The 15,629-nt window shown below is 62.8% G+C and carries 14 protein-coding genes; 12 read left to right on the plus strand and 2 right to left on the minus strand.

Annotated features, from left to right (window positions below; genetic code table 11):
- Positions 1 to 3: 3 nt before the first annotated feature.
- The 4 genes from CCOS865_RS28775 to CCOS865_RS15630 all read left to right on the plus strand — a co-directional run bounded on the left by CCOS865_RS28775 (position 4) and on the right by CCOS865_RS15630 (position 4,126).
- The gene (locus tag CCOS865_RS28775; protein WP_415842610.1) at positions 4 to 165 is read left to right on the plus strand and encodes a hypothetical protein; all 162 of its coding nucleotides are present in this window, start codon (positions 4 to 6) and stop codon (positions 163 to 165) included.
- A 42-nt stretch (positions 166 to 207) separates the two neighbouring features.
- Positions 208 to 1,623 carry a BCCT family transporter gene (locus CCOS865_RS15620; protein ID WP_415842609.1) on the plus strand — a complete coding sequence of 472 codons (1,416 nt, stop codon included), beginning with the start codon at positions 208 to 210 and terminating at the stop codon, positions 1,621 to 1,623.
- Between the two features lie 132 nt (positions 1,624 to 1,755).
- Positions 1,756 to 3,147, plus strand: coding sequence for an NAD(P)/FAD-dependent oxidoreductase (locus tag CCOS865_RS15625; protein ID WP_119142389.1), 1,392 nt, complete (start codon positions 1,756 to 1,758; stop codon positions 3,145 to 3,147).
- 10 nt (positions 3,148 to 3,157) lie between these two features.
- Positions 3,158 to 4,126 (plus strand): NAD(P)-dependent oxidoreductase, encoded by a 969-nt coding sequence (locus tag CCOS865_RS15630; RefSeq protein ID WP_119142391.1) that lies wholly within the window; start codon positions 3,158 to 3,160, stop codon positions 4,124 to 4,126.
- A 70-nt stretch (positions 4,127 to 4,196) separates the two neighbouring features.
- Here the strand turns inward: CCOS865_RS15630 and CCOS865_RS15635 are convergent, their stop codons facing one another.
- Both CCOS865_RS15635 and pdxR read right to left on the minus strand, forming a co-directional pair.
- A complete protein-coding gene (locus CCOS865_RS15635; RefSeq protein ID WP_119142393.1) occupies positions 4,197 to 4,589 on the minus strand; it encodes an ACT domain-containing protein in 393 nt (130 codons plus the stop codon).
- Positions 4,590 to 4,734: 145 nt separating this feature from the next.
- A complete protein-coding gene (pdxR, locus tag CCOS865_RS15640; protein WP_119142395.1) occupies positions 4,735 to 6,198 on the minus strand; it encodes a MocR-like pyridoxine biosynthesis transcription factor PdxR in 1,464 nt (487 codons plus the stop codon).
- 248 nt (positions 6,199 to 6,446) lie between these two features.
- Between pdxR and CCOS865_RS15645 the strand changes: the two genes are divergently transcribed.
- The 8 genes from CCOS865_RS15645 (at position 6,447) to CCOS865_RS15680 (ending at position 15,608) form a co-directional block, all read left to right on the plus strand.
- A complete protein-coding gene (locus CCOS865_RS15645; protein ID WP_244216125.1) occupies positions 6,447 to 7,490 on the plus strand; it encodes a phosphotransferase in 1,044 nt (347 codons plus the stop codon).
- A complete protein-coding gene (locus tag CCOS865_RS15650; RefSeq protein WP_119142399.1) occupies positions 7,487 to 8,806 on the plus strand; it encodes an aspartate aminotransferase family protein in 1,320 nt (439 codons plus the stop codon). Before CCOS865_RS15645 ends, CCOS865_RS15650 begins: the two co-directional genes overlap by 4 nt.
- A gap of 26 nt (positions 8,807 to 8,832) precedes the next feature.
- Positions 8,833 to 9,783, plus strand: coding sequence for an agmatinase (gene speB / locus CCOS865_RS15655; RefSeq protein WP_119142401.1), 951 nt, complete (start codon positions 8,833 to 8,835; stop codon positions 9,781 to 9,783).
- A gap of 232 nt (positions 9,784 to 10,015) precedes the next feature.
- Positions 10,016 to 11,551, plus strand: coding sequence for a purine-cytosine permease family protein (locus CCOS865_RS15660; protein WP_119142403.1), 1,536 nt, complete (start codon positions 10,016 to 10,018; stop codon positions 11,549 to 11,551).
- Positions 11,552 to 11,632: 81 nt separating this feature from the next.
- Complete coding sequence (locus CCOS865_RS15665; RefSeq protein WP_119142405.1) at positions 11,633 to 12,451, plus strand: transporter substrate-binding domain-containing protein; 819 nt, start codon at positions 11,633 to 11,635, stop codon at positions 12,449 to 12,451.
- Positions 12,452 to 12,475: 24 nt separating this feature from the next.
- Entirely contained in the window at positions 12,476 to 13,216 is a 741-nt protein-coding gene (locus CCOS865_RS15670) for an amino acid ABC transporter permease (RefSeq protein ID WP_119142407.1), read from the plus strand.
- A gap of 10 nt (positions 13,217 to 13,226) precedes the next feature.
- The gene (locus CCOS865_RS15675; RefSeq protein WP_119142409.1) at positions 13,227 to 13,958 is read left to right on the plus strand and encodes an amino acid ABC transporter ATP-binding protein; all 732 of its coding nucleotides are present in this window, start codon (positions 13,227 to 13,229) and stop codon (positions 13,956 to 13,958) included.
- Positions 13,959 to 13,997: 39 nt separating this feature from the next.
- A complete protein-coding gene (locus CCOS865_RS15680) occupies positions 13,998 to 15,608 on the plus strand; it encodes a 5-guanidino-2-oxopentanoate decarboxylase (protein WP_119142411.1) in 1,611 nt (536 codons plus the stop codon).
- Positions 15,609 to 15,629 lie beyond the last annotated feature (21 nt).

Below are 15,629 nucleotides of genomic sequence, written 5' to 3' on the forward strand. Positions count from 1 at the left end.
CCGATGCGTGCCAAAACTGGCCTGTTCAAGGGCCTGAGCCCCGTGGTGACCGTCGGGTCGCTGCTCATAGTCATTGCCTTCGTGGCCCTCTGCGCCTCGCAGGGCGACCAGGCCGCCGGGGTGTTCAAGAACGCTTCCGACGCCATTCTCAACAACCTCAAATGATTTTATATCGCCCTGGTCAGCGGGGTGCTGATGGTGCTCATCGTGATCGCCTGCAGTCGTCACGGCACCCTCAAGCTCGGCCGCCCGGACGAGAAGCCCGAATTCAGCTTCGCGGCCTGGATCTCCATGCTGTTCAGTGCCGGCATGGGCGTTGGGCTGATCTTCTGGTCGGTCGCAGAACCCGTGCTGCATTACGCCAGCAACCCGTTCAGCCCTGGCCTCAGCGATGAGGCCGCCTCGATGGCGATGCGCATCACCTTGTTCCACTGGGGCCTGCACCCGTGGGCAATTTTCACCATCATCGGCCTGGGCCTGGCGTATTTCGCCTACCGCGAAGGCCTGCCGCTGGCCTTGCGCTCGGTGCTCTACCCGCTGATCGGCAAGCGCATCTATGGCCCGATCGGCCACACCGTCGACATCATTGGCGCCGCCGTGACCGCGTTCGGCGTTTCGCAGTCGCTGGGCATGGGCGTCGAACAGATCAACACCGGCCTGAACCAGGTGTTCGGCGTACCGGTGAGCCTGTCGTTCAAGCTGGGGATCATTGCCGTGGTGACGGTGATTGCCTCGATCTCACTGATCGCCGGCGTGTCGCGCGGCATGAAACGCCTGTCGACCGTGAACATGTTCATCTCGCTGGGGCTGATGCTGGTGGTGCTGGCCCTGGGCCCGACCCACTACATCATGAACCTGCTGTTCGAATCGACCGGCGATTACCTGCAGAACATCGTCGGCCTGAGTTTGTGGACCGACACCCAGCACGACAGCGGTTGGCAGAACAGCTGGACCGCCTTCTACCTGCCGTGGTGGATGACCTGGGGGCCGTTCGTGGGGTTGTTCATCGCGCGGATCTCCCGCGGGCGGACCATCCGTGAGCTGGTCGTCGGGGCGCTGGTAGTGCCGACCCTGGTCACCATCCTGTGGATGGCGGTGTTTGGTGGTACGGCGCTGAAGGATGAGCAGGACACCCGCAAGGCCTACACCAACCTGCCAGTGGCCGAGCAGGCTGCAGCGGGGCCGTTTACCGGTGGGCCGATCCTCGAAGCCACGCGCAATGAAACCACCACGGCGATGTTCACCCTGCTCGAGCGCCTGGACGGCAAGACCTTGGGCGGCATCCTCAGCATCATCGTCTGCCTGCTCCTGGCGGTGCACTTCGTGACGGCGGCCGATGCCGGTACCCAGGTGTTGTGCATGCTCAACGGGGTGGGCAGCATCAACCCGCCGAACTGGCTGAGGGTGCTCTGGTGCGTGCTGGAGGGGGCGATTGCGGCGAGCCTGATCATTGCCGGCGGGCTGTTGGCGATCCAGATGGCGAGCATCGTGGTGGGGCTGCCGATTGCGATCTACATGGGCGTGACGAGCTACAGCCTGTTGCGCGCCCTACGAACGAACGCAGAGTTGGCGCCGGTCTCCGTGGTGATCCAGGAGCCGCCGCGGGTGGTCGAACCTGGCTGATCGCCGCTGCACGGCTATCAAGGGGGGACATCAGCAGCGTTGTTCTATCAATTGTCCCCCGCGTCATAGTGCGCAACGTCCACCGCTGCGCATCATTTCAGCACAAGACAACACTGGCTCGAAGGCACCCCTATGTACCGTGGATTCTGGTATGCCCAGGCGTTAGACCTGGACAGCGATCTGGCCCCTGCCCTGCAGGAATCGATTCAAGCCGATGTGTGCATCGTCGGCGGTGGTTTTCTCGGCCTGTGGTCGGCCATCCGCCTGAAGCAGGCGCACCCCGAGAAACGCATCGTCATCGTCGAGCGCGACCGCTGCGGCTCCGGCGCCAGCGGCCGCAACGGCGGCGTCGCCACCAACTGGTGGGGCAAGTACCTGTCGCTGCGGACCATCTGCGGTGATGTCGAGGCGCGGCGCATCTGCGAGGCCGCCGAGTCGGCGATCGACGAGATCGGCAGCTTCTGCGCCGAACATGGCATCGACGCCCAGTACCGCAAGGACGGCTGGCTGTGGACCGCCACCAACCCGCGGCAGATGAACTCCTGGCGCGTACTCACCGAGGGCCTGCAGAAGCTCGACGTCAACCCGTTCCAGGAACTCGACCGCCAGACGATTCGCGGCCGCGTCGGCTCGCCGCTGGTGCTCGGCGGCATCTTCGACCCCAACGCCGCCACCGTACAGCCGGCCATGCTCGCCCGTGGCCTGCGCCGGGTCGCCCTCACGCTGGGCGTGCAGATCTTCGAAAAATCGCCGTTCACCCACCTGCAACGCGGCAAGCACCCGGTGGTGCACACGGCCACAGGCCAGGTGAAGGCCGCTCACGTGGTGCTGGCACTCAACGCGTGGGGCGCGCAGTTCCCAGAACTGCGCCGGATGATCGCGATCATGTCCAGCGACATGGTCGCCACGGCGCCCGTCAAGGCCAAGCTCGACGCCATCGGCTTCAGCGGTGGCGAATGCATGACCGACTCGCGCACCGTGCTCAACTACTGGCGCAACACCCCCGATGGCCGCGTGGTGTTCGGCAAGCCGCTGGGCCAGTTCGCCTACGCCGGGCGCATCGGCAACTTGTATGAAAAACCTTCGCCGGCGGCCGACAAGGTCGCCGCCGAGCTGCGCCGCCTGTACCCGCAACTGGCGGACGTGCCCGTGGTCAGCAGCTGGACCGGGCCGATCGACCGCGCCATGAAGGGCCTGCCGAACTTCGGCTACCTCGACCGACACCAGACCGTCAGCTATGGCATCGGCTTTTCCGGCAACGGCGTGGCGACCACGGTGTTCGCCAGCCGCATCATCAAGTCGCTGGCGACCCACGCCAACGACGAATGGGCCAACTGCGGCCTGGTCGAGCAGAAGATGAAGCTGCTGCCACCCGAGCCGTTGCGCTTCTTCGGCGCGCACCTGGTGCGCGATGCCCTGGTGCGCAAGGAAACCCTCGAAGACCACGACCAGGACGCCGGTTTCGTGACCCGCCAGCTGGTTGCCATGGCCCCGGCCGGCTACGTGCCGGCACAGAAGAAATAAGGATTTGATCGTGACCGAACAGATCGTCTTTCTCGACGACGAGGGCCTGGCCCCCTCGACCCGCCTGAAGCGTCCGGACTGCCCGCACCGCTGGCAGCAGTTCGCCTATACCCACCCGGAGCAAGTGCTCGAGCACTTGCAGGACGCCACGGTGGCGCTGACGTGCAGCGTGCCACTGCGCGAAGAGCACCTGCGCCAGTTGCCGAAACTGAAGATGATCTCGCTGGCCCTGACCGGCCGCGATATCGTCGACGTCGAGTACTGCGAAGCCCACGGCATCGAGGTGTCCAGCGTGCCGGGCTACGCCGCCAACACCGTGGCCGAGCACAGCCTGGCGATGATCCTCGAGCTGTTCCGTCGCCCCGCCGCGTTCACCCGGCTGATGCGCCAGGTGCATGCCGGCGAGGCCGCCTATCAGAACATCTACTTCAACCACCGCATCCGCGATGTGCGCGACAAGCAACTGGCGATCATCGGCAGCGGGCCGATCGCCCTGCGCCTGGCGCACCTCGCGCGCGCGTTCGGCATGCAGGTGCTGTTCGAAGACCGTGGAGGCAAACGCCGTGGCGAGGATTGCCGGCCATTGACCGAGCTGCTGAAGCGCTGCGATGTGCTGTCGATCAACTGCCCGTTGACGCCCGAGACCTACAACCTGATCGACGCGGCGCAACTGGCGTTGATGAAGCCGGATGCGCTGGTGGTGAATACCGGGCGCGGTGGCGTGGTCAATGAAGCGGCGCTGATCGATGCGCTGCTGCACGATCGCCTGGGCGGGGTGGCGCTGGATGTGGTCGAGCATGAGCCGCTGCACCCGAGCAACCCGCTGTTCGCCCTGATCGACCGCGACGACTTCCTGCTCAACCCGCATATCGCCTGGAGCAGTGAAGACGCCATGCAGCAGTTGATGGACAGTGCGGTAGACAATATCAGCGATTTTGTCGCGCGCCGGGAGGCTGCGCGCGAGGTCCATTCAGCCTAATGCCTGACCCACGCGGCAGCGCCTCTTTTAGCGGATGTAGCTGCCGCCGTGGATGTCCAGCGTCGCGCGATCAGGGCTCGACCTGATGCCCCGCCTCCCGCAGGGTCTCCAGCCCCTCGGTGAACTGGTCCGCCTTGAGCAGCAAGAAATCGCCATCAAAGGTTGAAACCACGAACACCCCAAAGCCTGCCTCGGTCAACGGCCGTACCACCGACAGAACAATGCCGATTTCGTCGAATGCAAACGGCCCAACGAACTGAATGCAGCGCCAGTCTCGATCTATCTTGATGCCTTCTGGCACACGACGTTGATGGCAGACTATCGACAGCTCATCTGGCGAACGGGCGATGCTCACGAAGCCCTCACCGTCCGCCCAGGCTGGCAGGGCTTGATCACCGTCGAGGCGGGATATCGCATAGTGTTCAGGCAGAACTTTCAGGCGAATACTTTTAACCAGTTTCATGAGCGCTCCGGATAGGCGAGACAGGCCTGCAGTCTATCCACAGCGCTGCCTCAGTGGGCGCCCGCGCTCATCAATTCTACTAATCCACCATCAGAGCAATTAATTTTTCTTATAGCTCTATTCCAGGACCATCGCCGACGATCCCCTAGGCAGTGACAGCGTCATACAGCTGTCGCAGCCGCCTGACCGCAGCCGGTATCTCCTCGACCTTGACGCCGCCATAGCCCAGTACCAGCAACCCATCGTGGACGCCTGGGTCGATGTGGTACGAACCGCGTAGGGTCAGCGCGAAGTTCGCGGCCTGCTCGATCATCTTCTGTGCCGCTCCCACCGGGCTGATGTTCACCGCCAGGTGAATGCCGGCCGCCCCCGACGAAAACGCTATGAGCTCCCCGAACTGCTCGCGCAGGCAGGCCTGCAGCAGGCTCCTGCGCTCGCCGTAGACCGCACGCATCTTTCTGATGTGGCTGGCAAAATGCCCCTCTTGAATGAAGTCGGCCATCGCCGCCTGGATGGGCAACAAGCCGGGGCGGTAGAGCTGGGTCATGCCCTTGCTGAAAGCATCCGCGAGCGGCTCGGGGACAACCAGGTAACTCAGCCGCAAACCTGGAAACGTCACCTTGCTGAACGTCCCCATGTAGATCACACGCTGCCGTGAATCCAACCCCTGGAGTGACGGAATGGGTTCGATGTCATAGCGAAACTCACTGTCGTAGTCGTCTTCCAGGATCCAGAAGTTGTGCGCCTCGGCAAACGCCAGCCATTCCCGTCGACGCTGGAGCGTCATGATATTGCCGGTAGGGTATTGGTGGGACGGTGTGACGAATACCAACCGTGGGTTATCGCCTTTTTCAATGACCGGCAAACAGGCCCCTTCGGCGTCGACGCCCATCGGTAGCACGTTCAGGCCGGCGGCCGAGAGCACCACCGGCGCCCCCCAGTGACACGGCGACTCGACCCTGACGGTGTCGCCGGGGTCGCTTAACAGCTTGGCGATCAGGTCCAGCGATTGATGAGTGCCCATGGTGATGATCACTTGCTCGGGGCTGCATTTGACCGCACGGGAGGCATACAGGTACGACGCCAGTGCCTCGCGCAACGGCCTGTAGCCACCGTGTTCGACATACCCGGTGAGCTCGCCCTGGCTCTTCTTGAAGTAGCGGTTCTGCAGTCGCTTCCAGATATGAAACGGGAACAGATCAGCGTCAGCCACGCCAGGCACGAACGCCCCACCGGCTTTCGCCAGGCCCGTGACCCTTGCGGTAATCGCCATGCCACGTTGCGAAAGCAGCGCCTCCACCGCTTCGGGCGCCTGCACCGTGGTGGGTTGCGCATAGGCCTGAGGGAGCGTGTCGGCAACGTAGGTGCCACTGCCAGGCCGCGCGTACAGATAGCCCTCATCCGTCAACCGCTCATACGCGAGGGAGACAGTAATACGGGAGATCTGCAGTTGATCGGCCAGTGCCCGGGTGGACGGCATCTTGTAGTCGACCGGCAAGTGGCCCTCTAGCACCGACGCCTGGATGATGCGGTACAGCTGGCGTTGCAGGGTCATCTCGGCGGAACGCTGAAGCTGGCTGACAAGCAGGTCGTGCAGAAGCGAGCGCATGAAGTGGACTCAAGCCGCGGCCAAGGATGGAGAAACAGCTTATATCCAGCAGACGCAGGCTGTCTGCTCTGATTCGCCACCCACCTTGGAGATACCCAGGCCAAAGTGGACTTATAACCTGATCAATTCTGGCTATACACGGTATAGCCATACTGCCCTATCGTCAGCCGCATGTTGACGGGTACCTCACCCGCTTTCGATGCAACCGATAGAGTGATTGATCAGTGACGATTCAAACAAAACCAGCATTGGATCATGTCCTCACCGCCGCCAGCGCCCAAGCCAGCAACGAGCAGGCCTGCGCGATCGCCAAGCTGCATTTTGGCCTGAGTGCCCGCGCAAAACTGCTGGCCGGCGAACGAGACCTCAACTTCCACCTGCACTGCGACGACGGCCGTCAGTTTCTGCTGAAAATTTCCAACCCGGCAGAGGATCCGAACGTCACCGACTTCCAGAACAAGGCCCTGCTGCACATCCAGCACACTGATCCGCAGCTACCGGTGCAGCGTATCCATCCAAGCAGCAATGGCCTGTATCAGGTGTTCGTGGAGCTGAATGGCCAGACCGTTCTGATCCGCCTGTTCTCGTTCGTGGTTGGCACGCCCCTGAACAAGGTCGAGCAACCGAGCCGAGTATTGCGCCAGGGTCTGGGCGAGCACCTGGCCCGCCTGGGGCTGGCCTTGCGCGGTTTCTTCCACCCCGCCGCCGGCCATGAACTGCTCTGGGACATCAAGCACTCGTCGCGCCTGAAGGGGCTGGTCGAACACATCGAACGCGCCGAGGACCGCCAGCTTGCACAGCATTTTCTCGATAATTTCGAGCAGCACGCCCTGCCCCATCTCAAGCGCCTGCGGGCTCAGGTCATCCACAACGACCTGAACTTCCACAACGTGATCGTCGATGACCACGACCCTGATGTCATTCGCAACATCCTCGACTTCGGCGACATGGTCCACGCGCCGCTGATCAATGACCTGGCGGTGGCAGCGTCCTATCAGCTGGGCGAGCAAGGCGATCCGCTGGAACAGGCGTTCGCCTTCATCGAGGCCTATGACAGGGTCTGCCCGCTGGAAGACCTCGAGCAGGAAATACTCTTCGACCTGATCGCCGCACGCCTGGTCATGACCGTCGTCATTACCAATTGGCGCGCCTCGATGTACCCCGAAAACCGGGCGTACATCCTGCGCAACGCGCCGCTGGCGTGGAGCGCGCTGCGCAGGTTCATCCAGGTGTCACGTGAGTCGGCACAACAGACTATTCGCCAGATCTGCGCGCGGGAGGTGCAGCAATGACCATGGTAAACGGCTTCACTGCCGCGGACGCCGAGCGCCTGCCGGCGACAGAACGTGAACTGGTAGCACGTCGCGAACGCGCACTTGGCCCAGCCTACCGACTGTTCTACGAGCGCCCTCTGCATATCGTCAGAGGCGAAGGTGTCTGGCTGTATGACGCCGAAGGTAAACGCTACCTGGATGCCTACAACAACGTCGCCTCGGTGGGCCATTGCAACCCTCATGTGGTGAAGGCGATCTGTGAACAGGCACAGGTGCTCAACACCCATACGCGTTACATCCACGAGGGGATTCTGGACTACGCCGAAAAGCTCCTGGCGACCTTCCCCGCCGAGCTCAATCACGTGATGTTCACCTGCACCGGCAGCGAAGCGAACGATCTGGCGCTGCGGATCGCCCGGCAGTACACAGGGGGCACCGGGGTCATCGTCACCCAGCTCGCCTACCACGGCATCACCGAACAGGTCGCTGCGGCATCACCCTCGCTGGGTTCCGGCGTGCCGGTCGGCCATTGCGTGCGCACCGTACGCGCGCCGGATGCCTACCGCCTGGGCGCCGAAAACGTCTCGCGGATCTTCGCCGAAGACGTGCGCAAGGCCATCGAGGACCTGCGCAGTGCCGGGATCAAACCCGCGGCGCTGTTGTTCGACGGGATCTTTGCCAGCGACGGCGTGCTGTCCGACCCTGCCGGCTTTGCCAAAGAGGCGGTCGAGCTGGCCCAAGCCGAAGGGCTGTTGTACATCGCCGACGAAGTCCAGTCGGGCTTCGGCAGGACCGGCTCGCATCTGTGGGGCTTCCAGCGCCATGGGGTCAAGCCCGACATCGTCACCCTGGGCAAACCCATGGGCAATGGTCAACCGATTGCGGCGGCGGTCATGCGCTCCCAGGTTGTCGAAGCATTCGGCCGCACAGCGCGCTACTTCAACACCTTTGGCGGCAACCCGGTGTCTTGCGCTGCTGGCAATGCAGTCCTGGAAGTCATCGAGACCCAAGGGCTGTTGCACAACTGCGCAACCGTCGGTGCCTACCTCAAGGCCGGCATCGAAGAGCTCGCCCTGCGCTACCCAGTGATCGGCGATGTGCGCGGCAGCGGCCTGTTCATTGGCGTGGAACTGGTGACGGACCGCGCCAGCAAAGCGCCCGCCGCTGAAGCCACTCGACAGGTCGTCAACGGCCTGCGTGATCGAGGTGTGCTGATCAGTTCTGCAGGCCCCATGGAGAACATCCTCAAGGTGCGCCCGCAGCTGATCTTCCAGCGGGAACATGCCGATCTTTTCATCGAAACGCTGGAAGCCGTGCTGCGCGACCTGCCGTAAACCGATTCGCCTGAGGGACACCTGCAATGACCAAGACTTTTCACCAACCGCTCAGCGGTAACGAGATGCCGCGCTTCGGCGGCATCGCCACGATGCTGCGCCTGCCCCATTTGCCAACGCCTGAAGGGCTGGATGTAGCCTTCATTGGTGTGCCGCTGGATATCGGTACCTCGCTGCGCGCCGGCACCCGCTTTGGCCCGCGCTCGATTCGCGCCGAATCGGTGATGATTCGCCCCTACAACATGGCCACCGGTGCGGCGCCCTTCGACTCCTTGAGCATCGCCGATATCGGTGACGTGGCGATCAACACGTTCAACCTGCCGGCCGCCGTGAAGATCATCGAAGAGGCGTACCACGGCTACCTGGAGCACGACATCATCCCGATGACGTTGGGTGGCGACCACACCATCACCCTGCCGATCCTGCGCGCCATTCACAGAAAGCATGGCAAGGTCGGCCTGGTGCACATCGACGCGCATGCCGACGTCAACGATGAGCAATTCGGCGAAAAACTCGCCCACGGCACCACCTTCCGCCGGGCGGTGGAAGAAGGCCTGCTCGACTGTGATCGCGTGGTGCAGATCGGCCTGCGCGCCCAGGGCTACACCGCCGAAGACTTCAACTGGTGCCGCAAGCAGGGTTTTCGCGTGGTCCAGGCCGAGGAGTGCTGGCACAAATCGCTGACCCCGCTGATGGAGGAGGTCCGCGAGAAAGTCGGCGGTGGGCCGGTCTACCTGTCGTTCGACATCGATGGCATCGACCCTGCCTGGGCACCGGGGACCGGCACCCCGGAAATCGGCGGCCTGACCACCATCCAGGCGATGGAGATCATCCGCGGCTGTGACGGCCTGGACCTGGTCGGCTGTGACGTGGTGGAGGTTTCGCCGCCCTACGACCTGACCGGCAACACCTCCCTGCTGGGCGCCAACCTGCTCTACGAAATGCTCTGTGTGCTGCCGGGCGTCATCCACCGATAGCCGCTGTCGGGGAGCGCCTGGCGCTCCCCTTCCATTCAGGAAAACCCATGCCATGTACAACAATAAAAGGCACCCGATGAACGACCTGACACCTCAGTGCTGGATGTTTTTGCACCCGCGTTCGAAGGCAAGACCCTTTTGATACTGCCTTTTTGACCGCAAGACGCGCAGCGGCCGCAGAGCCGTAACAGCGCCTGTTCAAAACATCTGCCCTTACACTTTGAGGTGACCTATGTCGCATCAACAGGACAAACACGTCTCGCTGACCCGGATCGAGACCTTTGGCGTTGAACGCATTCCCGATCATGAGCGATGCGCCACGCCGTTCGACCTCTTCCGCATGATCTTCGGCGGGGCCAACACCTTCGCCACCTGCATGCTGGGGGCATTCCCGGTCCTGTTCGGGCTGTCCTTCTGGGCCGGCGCCGCGTCCATTGTGCTGGGCGTTTTGCTGGGCTCGATCATTCTCTCGCCGGTGTCGCTGCTGGGGCCGATCAATGGCACCAACAATGCCGTTTCATCCGGCGCCCACTTTGGCGTTCATGGCCGTGTCGTGGGATCGTTCCTGGCGCTACTGGTGGCGATCGCGTTCTTCTCCATCGGTGTCTGGAGCGCCGGCGATGCGTTGCTGGGGGCACTGCATCGGCTGATCGGCCTGCCTGAGTCCGATGGGGTGCTGGCGATGATCTATGCCTTCTTTGCCTTGCTGGTGCTGGTGATCTGCATCTACGGCTTTCAGTTCATGCTGTGGGTCAACAAGATCGCGGTCTGGAGCGCGACGATCCTGTTCTTCGTGGGCATCTTCGCCTTCAAGGACACCTTCAATGCCGACTTCGCCGGGACCGTGTCGCTGGTCAATCCTGACACCTTCTGGCCGGCCTTCATCGGCTCTACCCTGCTGGCCATGAGCAACCCGATCTCGTTCGGCGCCTCGATCGGTGACTGGGCACGCTACATCCCTGACACGACGCCTAAGTACCGCATCATCGGCGCGACCATCCTCGCCCAGCTGGCGACCCTGTCTCCCTTCCTGTTCGGCCTGGCCACGGCCTGTATCGTCGCCGAGCATGCGCCGCAGTACATGGCCGACAACAACTACATCGGCGGGCTGCTGGCCGTTGCGCCGGGGTGGTACTTCCTGCCGCTGGCAATGATCGCCTTTATCGGCGGGTTCTCCACCGGCACTGCCTCGCTGTATGGGGTCGGCCTGGACATGTCCAGCCTGGTACCGAACATCTTCACCCGCGCCAAGGCCACCCTGGTGATTGGCCTGGTGGCGGTGGCATTCATCTTCATCGGGCGCTTCGGCTTCAACCTGGTGCAGAGCGTTTCCACCTTTGCCGTGCTGATCGTCACCTGTACCACGCCGTGGATGGTGGTGTTGGGACTGGGCCTGATCGTGCGCCGGGGTTTCTACCACGCTGACGACCTGCAGGTGTTCACCCGAGGACTTCGCGGCGGTGCCTACTGGTTCCATAACGGCTGGAACTGGCGTGGCCTGGGCGCCTGGATCCCTAGCGCAGTCATCGGCCTGTGCTTCGTCAACATCCCCGGTCAGTTCGTCGGACCGTTGGCAGGCCTGGCCGGTGATATCGATATCAGCCTGCCGGTGTCCCTGCTGCTGTCCGCAGCCCTGTACTGGACGTTGCTGGTGATCTGCCCCGAACCCCGTGAGGTGTATGGCCCCAAAGGCGCCTTTGGCCTGCCGTCACCGCACACCCTGAGTCTGGATGCTCAAAAAACAATAATGCGCCACATCGGTCGCTGAAAAGCCTGCATCTCTTCAAATCTGCCCAGATTACCCGGTGCCCACACGGGCAGCGGGCTTGCGAACTCAGAGGAAACATCCATGCGCAGCCTCACACTTGCTCTGTCCATTTTCGCCCTTGTCGGTGGCCTCAACAGCGCTTATGCCGATGAAACGGTCAAGCCCGATTTCATCGCCGACGGTGAGTTCAAAGTCTGTTCGGACCCCTCATTCCCGCCCCTGGAGTTTTTCGAGAAAGCCGGCGACAAAGAGCCCGTCGGGTTCGATGCCGACATGGTGCGCGCCCTGGCCAAACATTGGGAGGTGCGCCCAGGTTTCTTCGTAACCGAGTTCACCGGACTGCTCCCAGGGCTTGAGGCCAACCGCTGTGATGCCGTGATCAGCGGGACCTTGATCACACCGGAACGGACCCAGAAGCTGCAGGCGGTGGGCTACCTGGCAACCTCCAACGTAGTCATCGGATCGAGCAAGTCCACATTCAAGATGACCCACCTGGATGACCTCAGTGGCCAGGTCGTGGCCATTCAGTCCGGCACCAACAACGTCAAGATCATGAATGAGCTGAACGCTCACCTCGCGGCCGCCGGCAAACCTCAAGCGACCGTGCAGACCTACCCCAAGCAGAGCGATGCCATTCAGCAGTTGCTGCTCGGCCGCGCAGTCGCGTCGATCTCCCAGGCGACCGAGTACGCCTACCGCGACCTGTTGAACCCAGGTCAGTTGCAGACCCTGTACACCTTCCCGGAGAAGCAGATTTTCGGCGTCTACATCCGCCCGATCGAGGGTAACCGCAAGGCGCTTGAGCAAGCGCTGGCAGCACTGCGCAGCCAAGGCGAGATGAAGGTCATCGCCGAGAAGTGGAAGTTGCCCAGCGTCAGCGTGGAACAACTGAACCCGTAACTTCGACGTCCAGGAGTATTGGCCATGCAGTTCGACTTCCAGGTTTTCCTCAGTGCCCTGACTTCGTACGCATTCTTCAAGGGCGCGTGCATCACCCTGGCGCTGGCGCTGTTGTCGCATTCGGTCGGGATTGCCTTGTCGATCCCTGCCGCGTTGGCGCTGGACGGCCCGCCGAGACTCTGGCGGACCGCCCTGCGCTCGGTACTGAGCGTGTTCCGCGGGGCGCCGACGCTGTTGCAACTGCTGTTCGTATGGAACGCCCTGCCGCAGTTCTTCCCAGTCCTGCAGCAAGCGTGGTTCACCCCGTTCATCGCCGCCTGGATCGCCCTCAGCCTCAACGAAGCGGCGTACCAGGTGGAGATCAACCGGGCGGCACTCAAGGCGATCGATCCGGGGCAGTACAGCGCCGGGCATGCGCTGGGGCTCTCGCGCTGGCACACCCTGCGCCATGTGATCCTGCCGCAAGCGGCGCGCATTGGTATCCCGCCGACGGCCAACGAGTTCATCACCCTGCTGAAAATCACCTCGCTGGCCTCGGTGATTTCGCTGCAGGAGCTGATGGCGGTCACCTCGCAAACGGTCTCCACCACGTTCCAGTTCTCCGAGTACTACGCGGTGGCGTTGGTCTACTACCTGGTCATGGTCTACACGCTGAGCGGCCTGCAAAAACGGCTGGAGAGGCGCCTGGCCTGGGATGCACCGACGGCAGAAATCAACCGCGTGAGTTTTGTTCAACGCACCATGGCCCGCCTGCGGCGGGTATGAGGAGGTCAGCATGAGCGAAATGATCCTGCTCCACCACGTCAACAAACGCTATGGCGACTTCCATGTCCTCCAGGACATCGACATGACCGTGCAAGCGGGCGAGAAGATCGTCATCTGCGGGCCCTCCGGCTCTGGCAAGTCGACCCTGATCCGCTGCATCAACCGGCTGGCACCGCACGACAGCGGGACGATCATCGTCGAGGGCCAGGACATCAGCAAAAGCCAGGGCAGCCAGTTCGCCCGGCGCGAAGTGGGCATGGTGTTCCAGAACTTCAACCTGTTCCCGCACCTGTCGGTGCTCGACAACTGCACCCTGGCGCCGATGAAAGTCCGCGGGCTGTCGCGCGATGCCGCCGAGGCACTGGCCCAGGGCTACCTGAACCGCGTCCACATCGGTGCCCATGCCCACAAAAAGCCGTGCCAGCTGTCTGGCGGCCAGCAACAACGCGTGGCCATCGCCCGGGCGTTGTGCATGAGCCCGAAAGTGATGCTGTTCGACGAGCCGACTTCGGCGCTGGACCCGGAAATGGTCGGCGAGGTGCTGGAGGTGATGACCGGCCTGGCGAAAGACGGCATGACCATGTTGTGCGTGACCCATGAGATGGACTTCGCCCGCAAGGTCGCTGACCGGGTGGTGTTCATGGACGCTGGCCGGATCGTTGAAACCGCTGCCCCCAAGACATTTTTCGAGGCGCCGCAAAGCCCCCGTGCGCGCGCGTTCCTGGCCCAGATTCACCACTGACGCTTGGCCGTTGGTGCGGTTTTTCTAATGGAGATTCAAATGACTACCTGTGCAGAGTACCTGGTCAATCAACTGCAGGCCTGGAGCGTCGACACCGTGTTCGGCATTCCCGGTGTGCATACCATCGGCCTGTACCGTGGCTTGCCCAAAAGCCGTATTCGCCACGTCACTCCCCGCCATGAACAAGGCATCGGCTTCATGGCCGACGGCTATGCCCGAGTGACCGGAAAACCCGGTGTGTGCTTCTGCATTACCGGCCCCGGCATGACCAACATTGCCACCGCACTGGGGCAAGCCTATGCCGACTCGATACCGATCCTGGTGATTTCCAGCGTCAACGAGCGCAGCCGACTGGGGCTGGGCAACGGCTACCTGCATGAGCTGCCCAGCCAACGCAATCTGATTGCCGGTGTCACCGCGTTCAGCCATACCGTACTGAGCCTCGAGCAACTGCCTCAGATCCTGCTGCAAGCCTTCAGCCTGTTCAGGAGTGGCCGCCCACAACCGGTGCATATCGAAATACCGCTGGACCTGATCGAGAGTGATGCCAGCCACCTGCCGATCCTCGAGCTGCCGCGCCAGGGCCGGCTTGCGCCTGATCCGGAGTTGATCAGCGCGGCCGCCGAGCTGCTGCTCAAGGCAGAGCGACCACTGCTGCTGGTCGGCGGCGGCTGCCAGGCAGCCTTCGAAAAAGTGCGCCTGCTGGCGGCAGCCCTGGATGCACCTACCGCGTGCACGATCAACGCCAAGGGCATCTTGCCCGACGGCCATCCGCTGGCTCTCGGCAGCAACCAGTCACTCGTTCCGGTGCGCAAGCTGGCCGCCGAAGCCGATGTGATTCTCGCCATCGGTACCGAACTGGCAGAGACCGACTACGACGTGGTGTTCGATGGCGGCTTCAAGCTGAACGGCACGCTCATCCGTATCGACGTCGACCCGGCCCAGCTCAATCGCAATTTCGTGCCCACCCTCGCCCTGCCAGCAGATGCCGAGCTGGCGATCGATGCGCTGCTCGAGCAGTTGCCGCTCAGCGTCCTCAGCCATGACAGCGTGGGTGCCCAACGCGCCGCAGGCGTGCGCAAACAGGTCAGCCAGGATCTGCAAGGCTGGGCGGATTACTCGCGCCTGTTCGACGTCATCACCCAGGCCTTGCCCAATGCCCGCTATGTCGGCGACTCCACGCAAACGGTCTACACCGGCAACCACCTGGTCGAGCTGGACGGCCCGCGCCGCTGGTTCAACGCCTCCACAGGTTACGGCACGCTGGGTTATGCGTTGCCCGCCGCGATCGGCGCCAAGATCGCCGACCCGCAGTCGCCGGTGGTCTGCCTGATCGGCGACGGCGGCCTGCAGTTCACCTTGGGCGAGATGAGCAGCGCCGTCGAAGCCAATGCACCGATCATCGTCTTGCTGTGGAACAACAACGGCTATGGCGAAATCAAGACGGCGATGGTGCGCCGTGATGTGGAACCGCTCGGCGTCGATATCTACACCCCCGAATTCAAGACCATCGCCCAGGGCTTCGGTTGGCAGGCCGCCCGTGCAACGGATCATCAGGACCTCGCCAGGCTGCTGGTCGAAGCCGGGCAAAGCCGCGTGCCGACCCTGATTGAAGTCTGTGAAACAGCGCCGTTCGCGACTGCACCGTAAGCACACCCGTCTTTCTGAACA

The organism is Pseudomonas reidholzensis (genome assembly GCF_900536025.1).
In the GTDB taxonomy this organism is placed as follows: Bacteria; Pseudomonadota; Gammaproteobacteria; order Pseudomonadales; family Pseudomonadaceae; genus Aquipseudomonas; species Aquipseudomonas reidholzensis.

Coding starts and splice junctions, on each gene's coding strand:
- CCOS865_RS15675 (WP_119142409.1), top strand. CDS start 13,227: ATGAGCGAAATGATCCTGCTCCACCACGTCAACAAACGCTATGGCGAC.
- CCOS865_RS15650 (WP_119142399.1), top strand. CDS start 7,487: ATGACCATGGTAAACGGCTTCACTGCCGCGGACGCCGAGCGCCTGCCG.
- CCOS865_RS15670 (WP_119142407.1), top strand. CDS start 12,476: ATGCAGTTCGACTTCCAGGTTTTCCTCAGTGCCCTGACTTCGTACGCA.
- CCOS865_RS15625 (WP_119142389.1), top strand. CDS start 1,756: ATGTACCGTGGATTCTGGTATGCCCAGGCGTTAGACCTGGACAGCGAT.
- speB (WP_119142401.1), top strand. CDS start 8,833: ATGACCAAGACTTTTCACCAACCGCTCAGCGGTAACGAGATGCCGCGC.
- CCOS865_RS15635 (WP_119142393.1), bottom strand. CDS start 4,589: ATGAAACTGGTTAAAAGTATTCGCCTGAAAGTTCTGCCTGAACACTAT.
- CCOS865_RS15665 (WP_119142405.1), top strand. CDS start 11,633: ATGCGCAGCCTCACACTTGCTCTGTCCATTTTCGCCCTTGTCGGTGGC.
- pdxR (WP_119142395.1), bottom strand. CDS start 6,198: ATGCGCTCGCTTCTGCACGACCTGCTTGTCAGCCAGCTTCAGCGTTCC.
- CCOS865_RS28775 (WP_415842610.1), top strand. CDS start 4: ATGCGTGCCAAAACTGGCCTGTTCAAGGGCCTGAGCCCCGTGGTGACC.
- CCOS865_RS15660 (WP_119142403.1), top strand. CDS start 10,016: ATGTCGCATCAACAGGACAAACACGTCTCGCTGACCCGGATCGAGACC.
- CCOS865_RS15680 (WP_119142411.1), top strand. CDS start 13,998: ATGACTACCTGTGCAGAGTACCTGGTCAATCAACTGCAGGCCTGGAGC.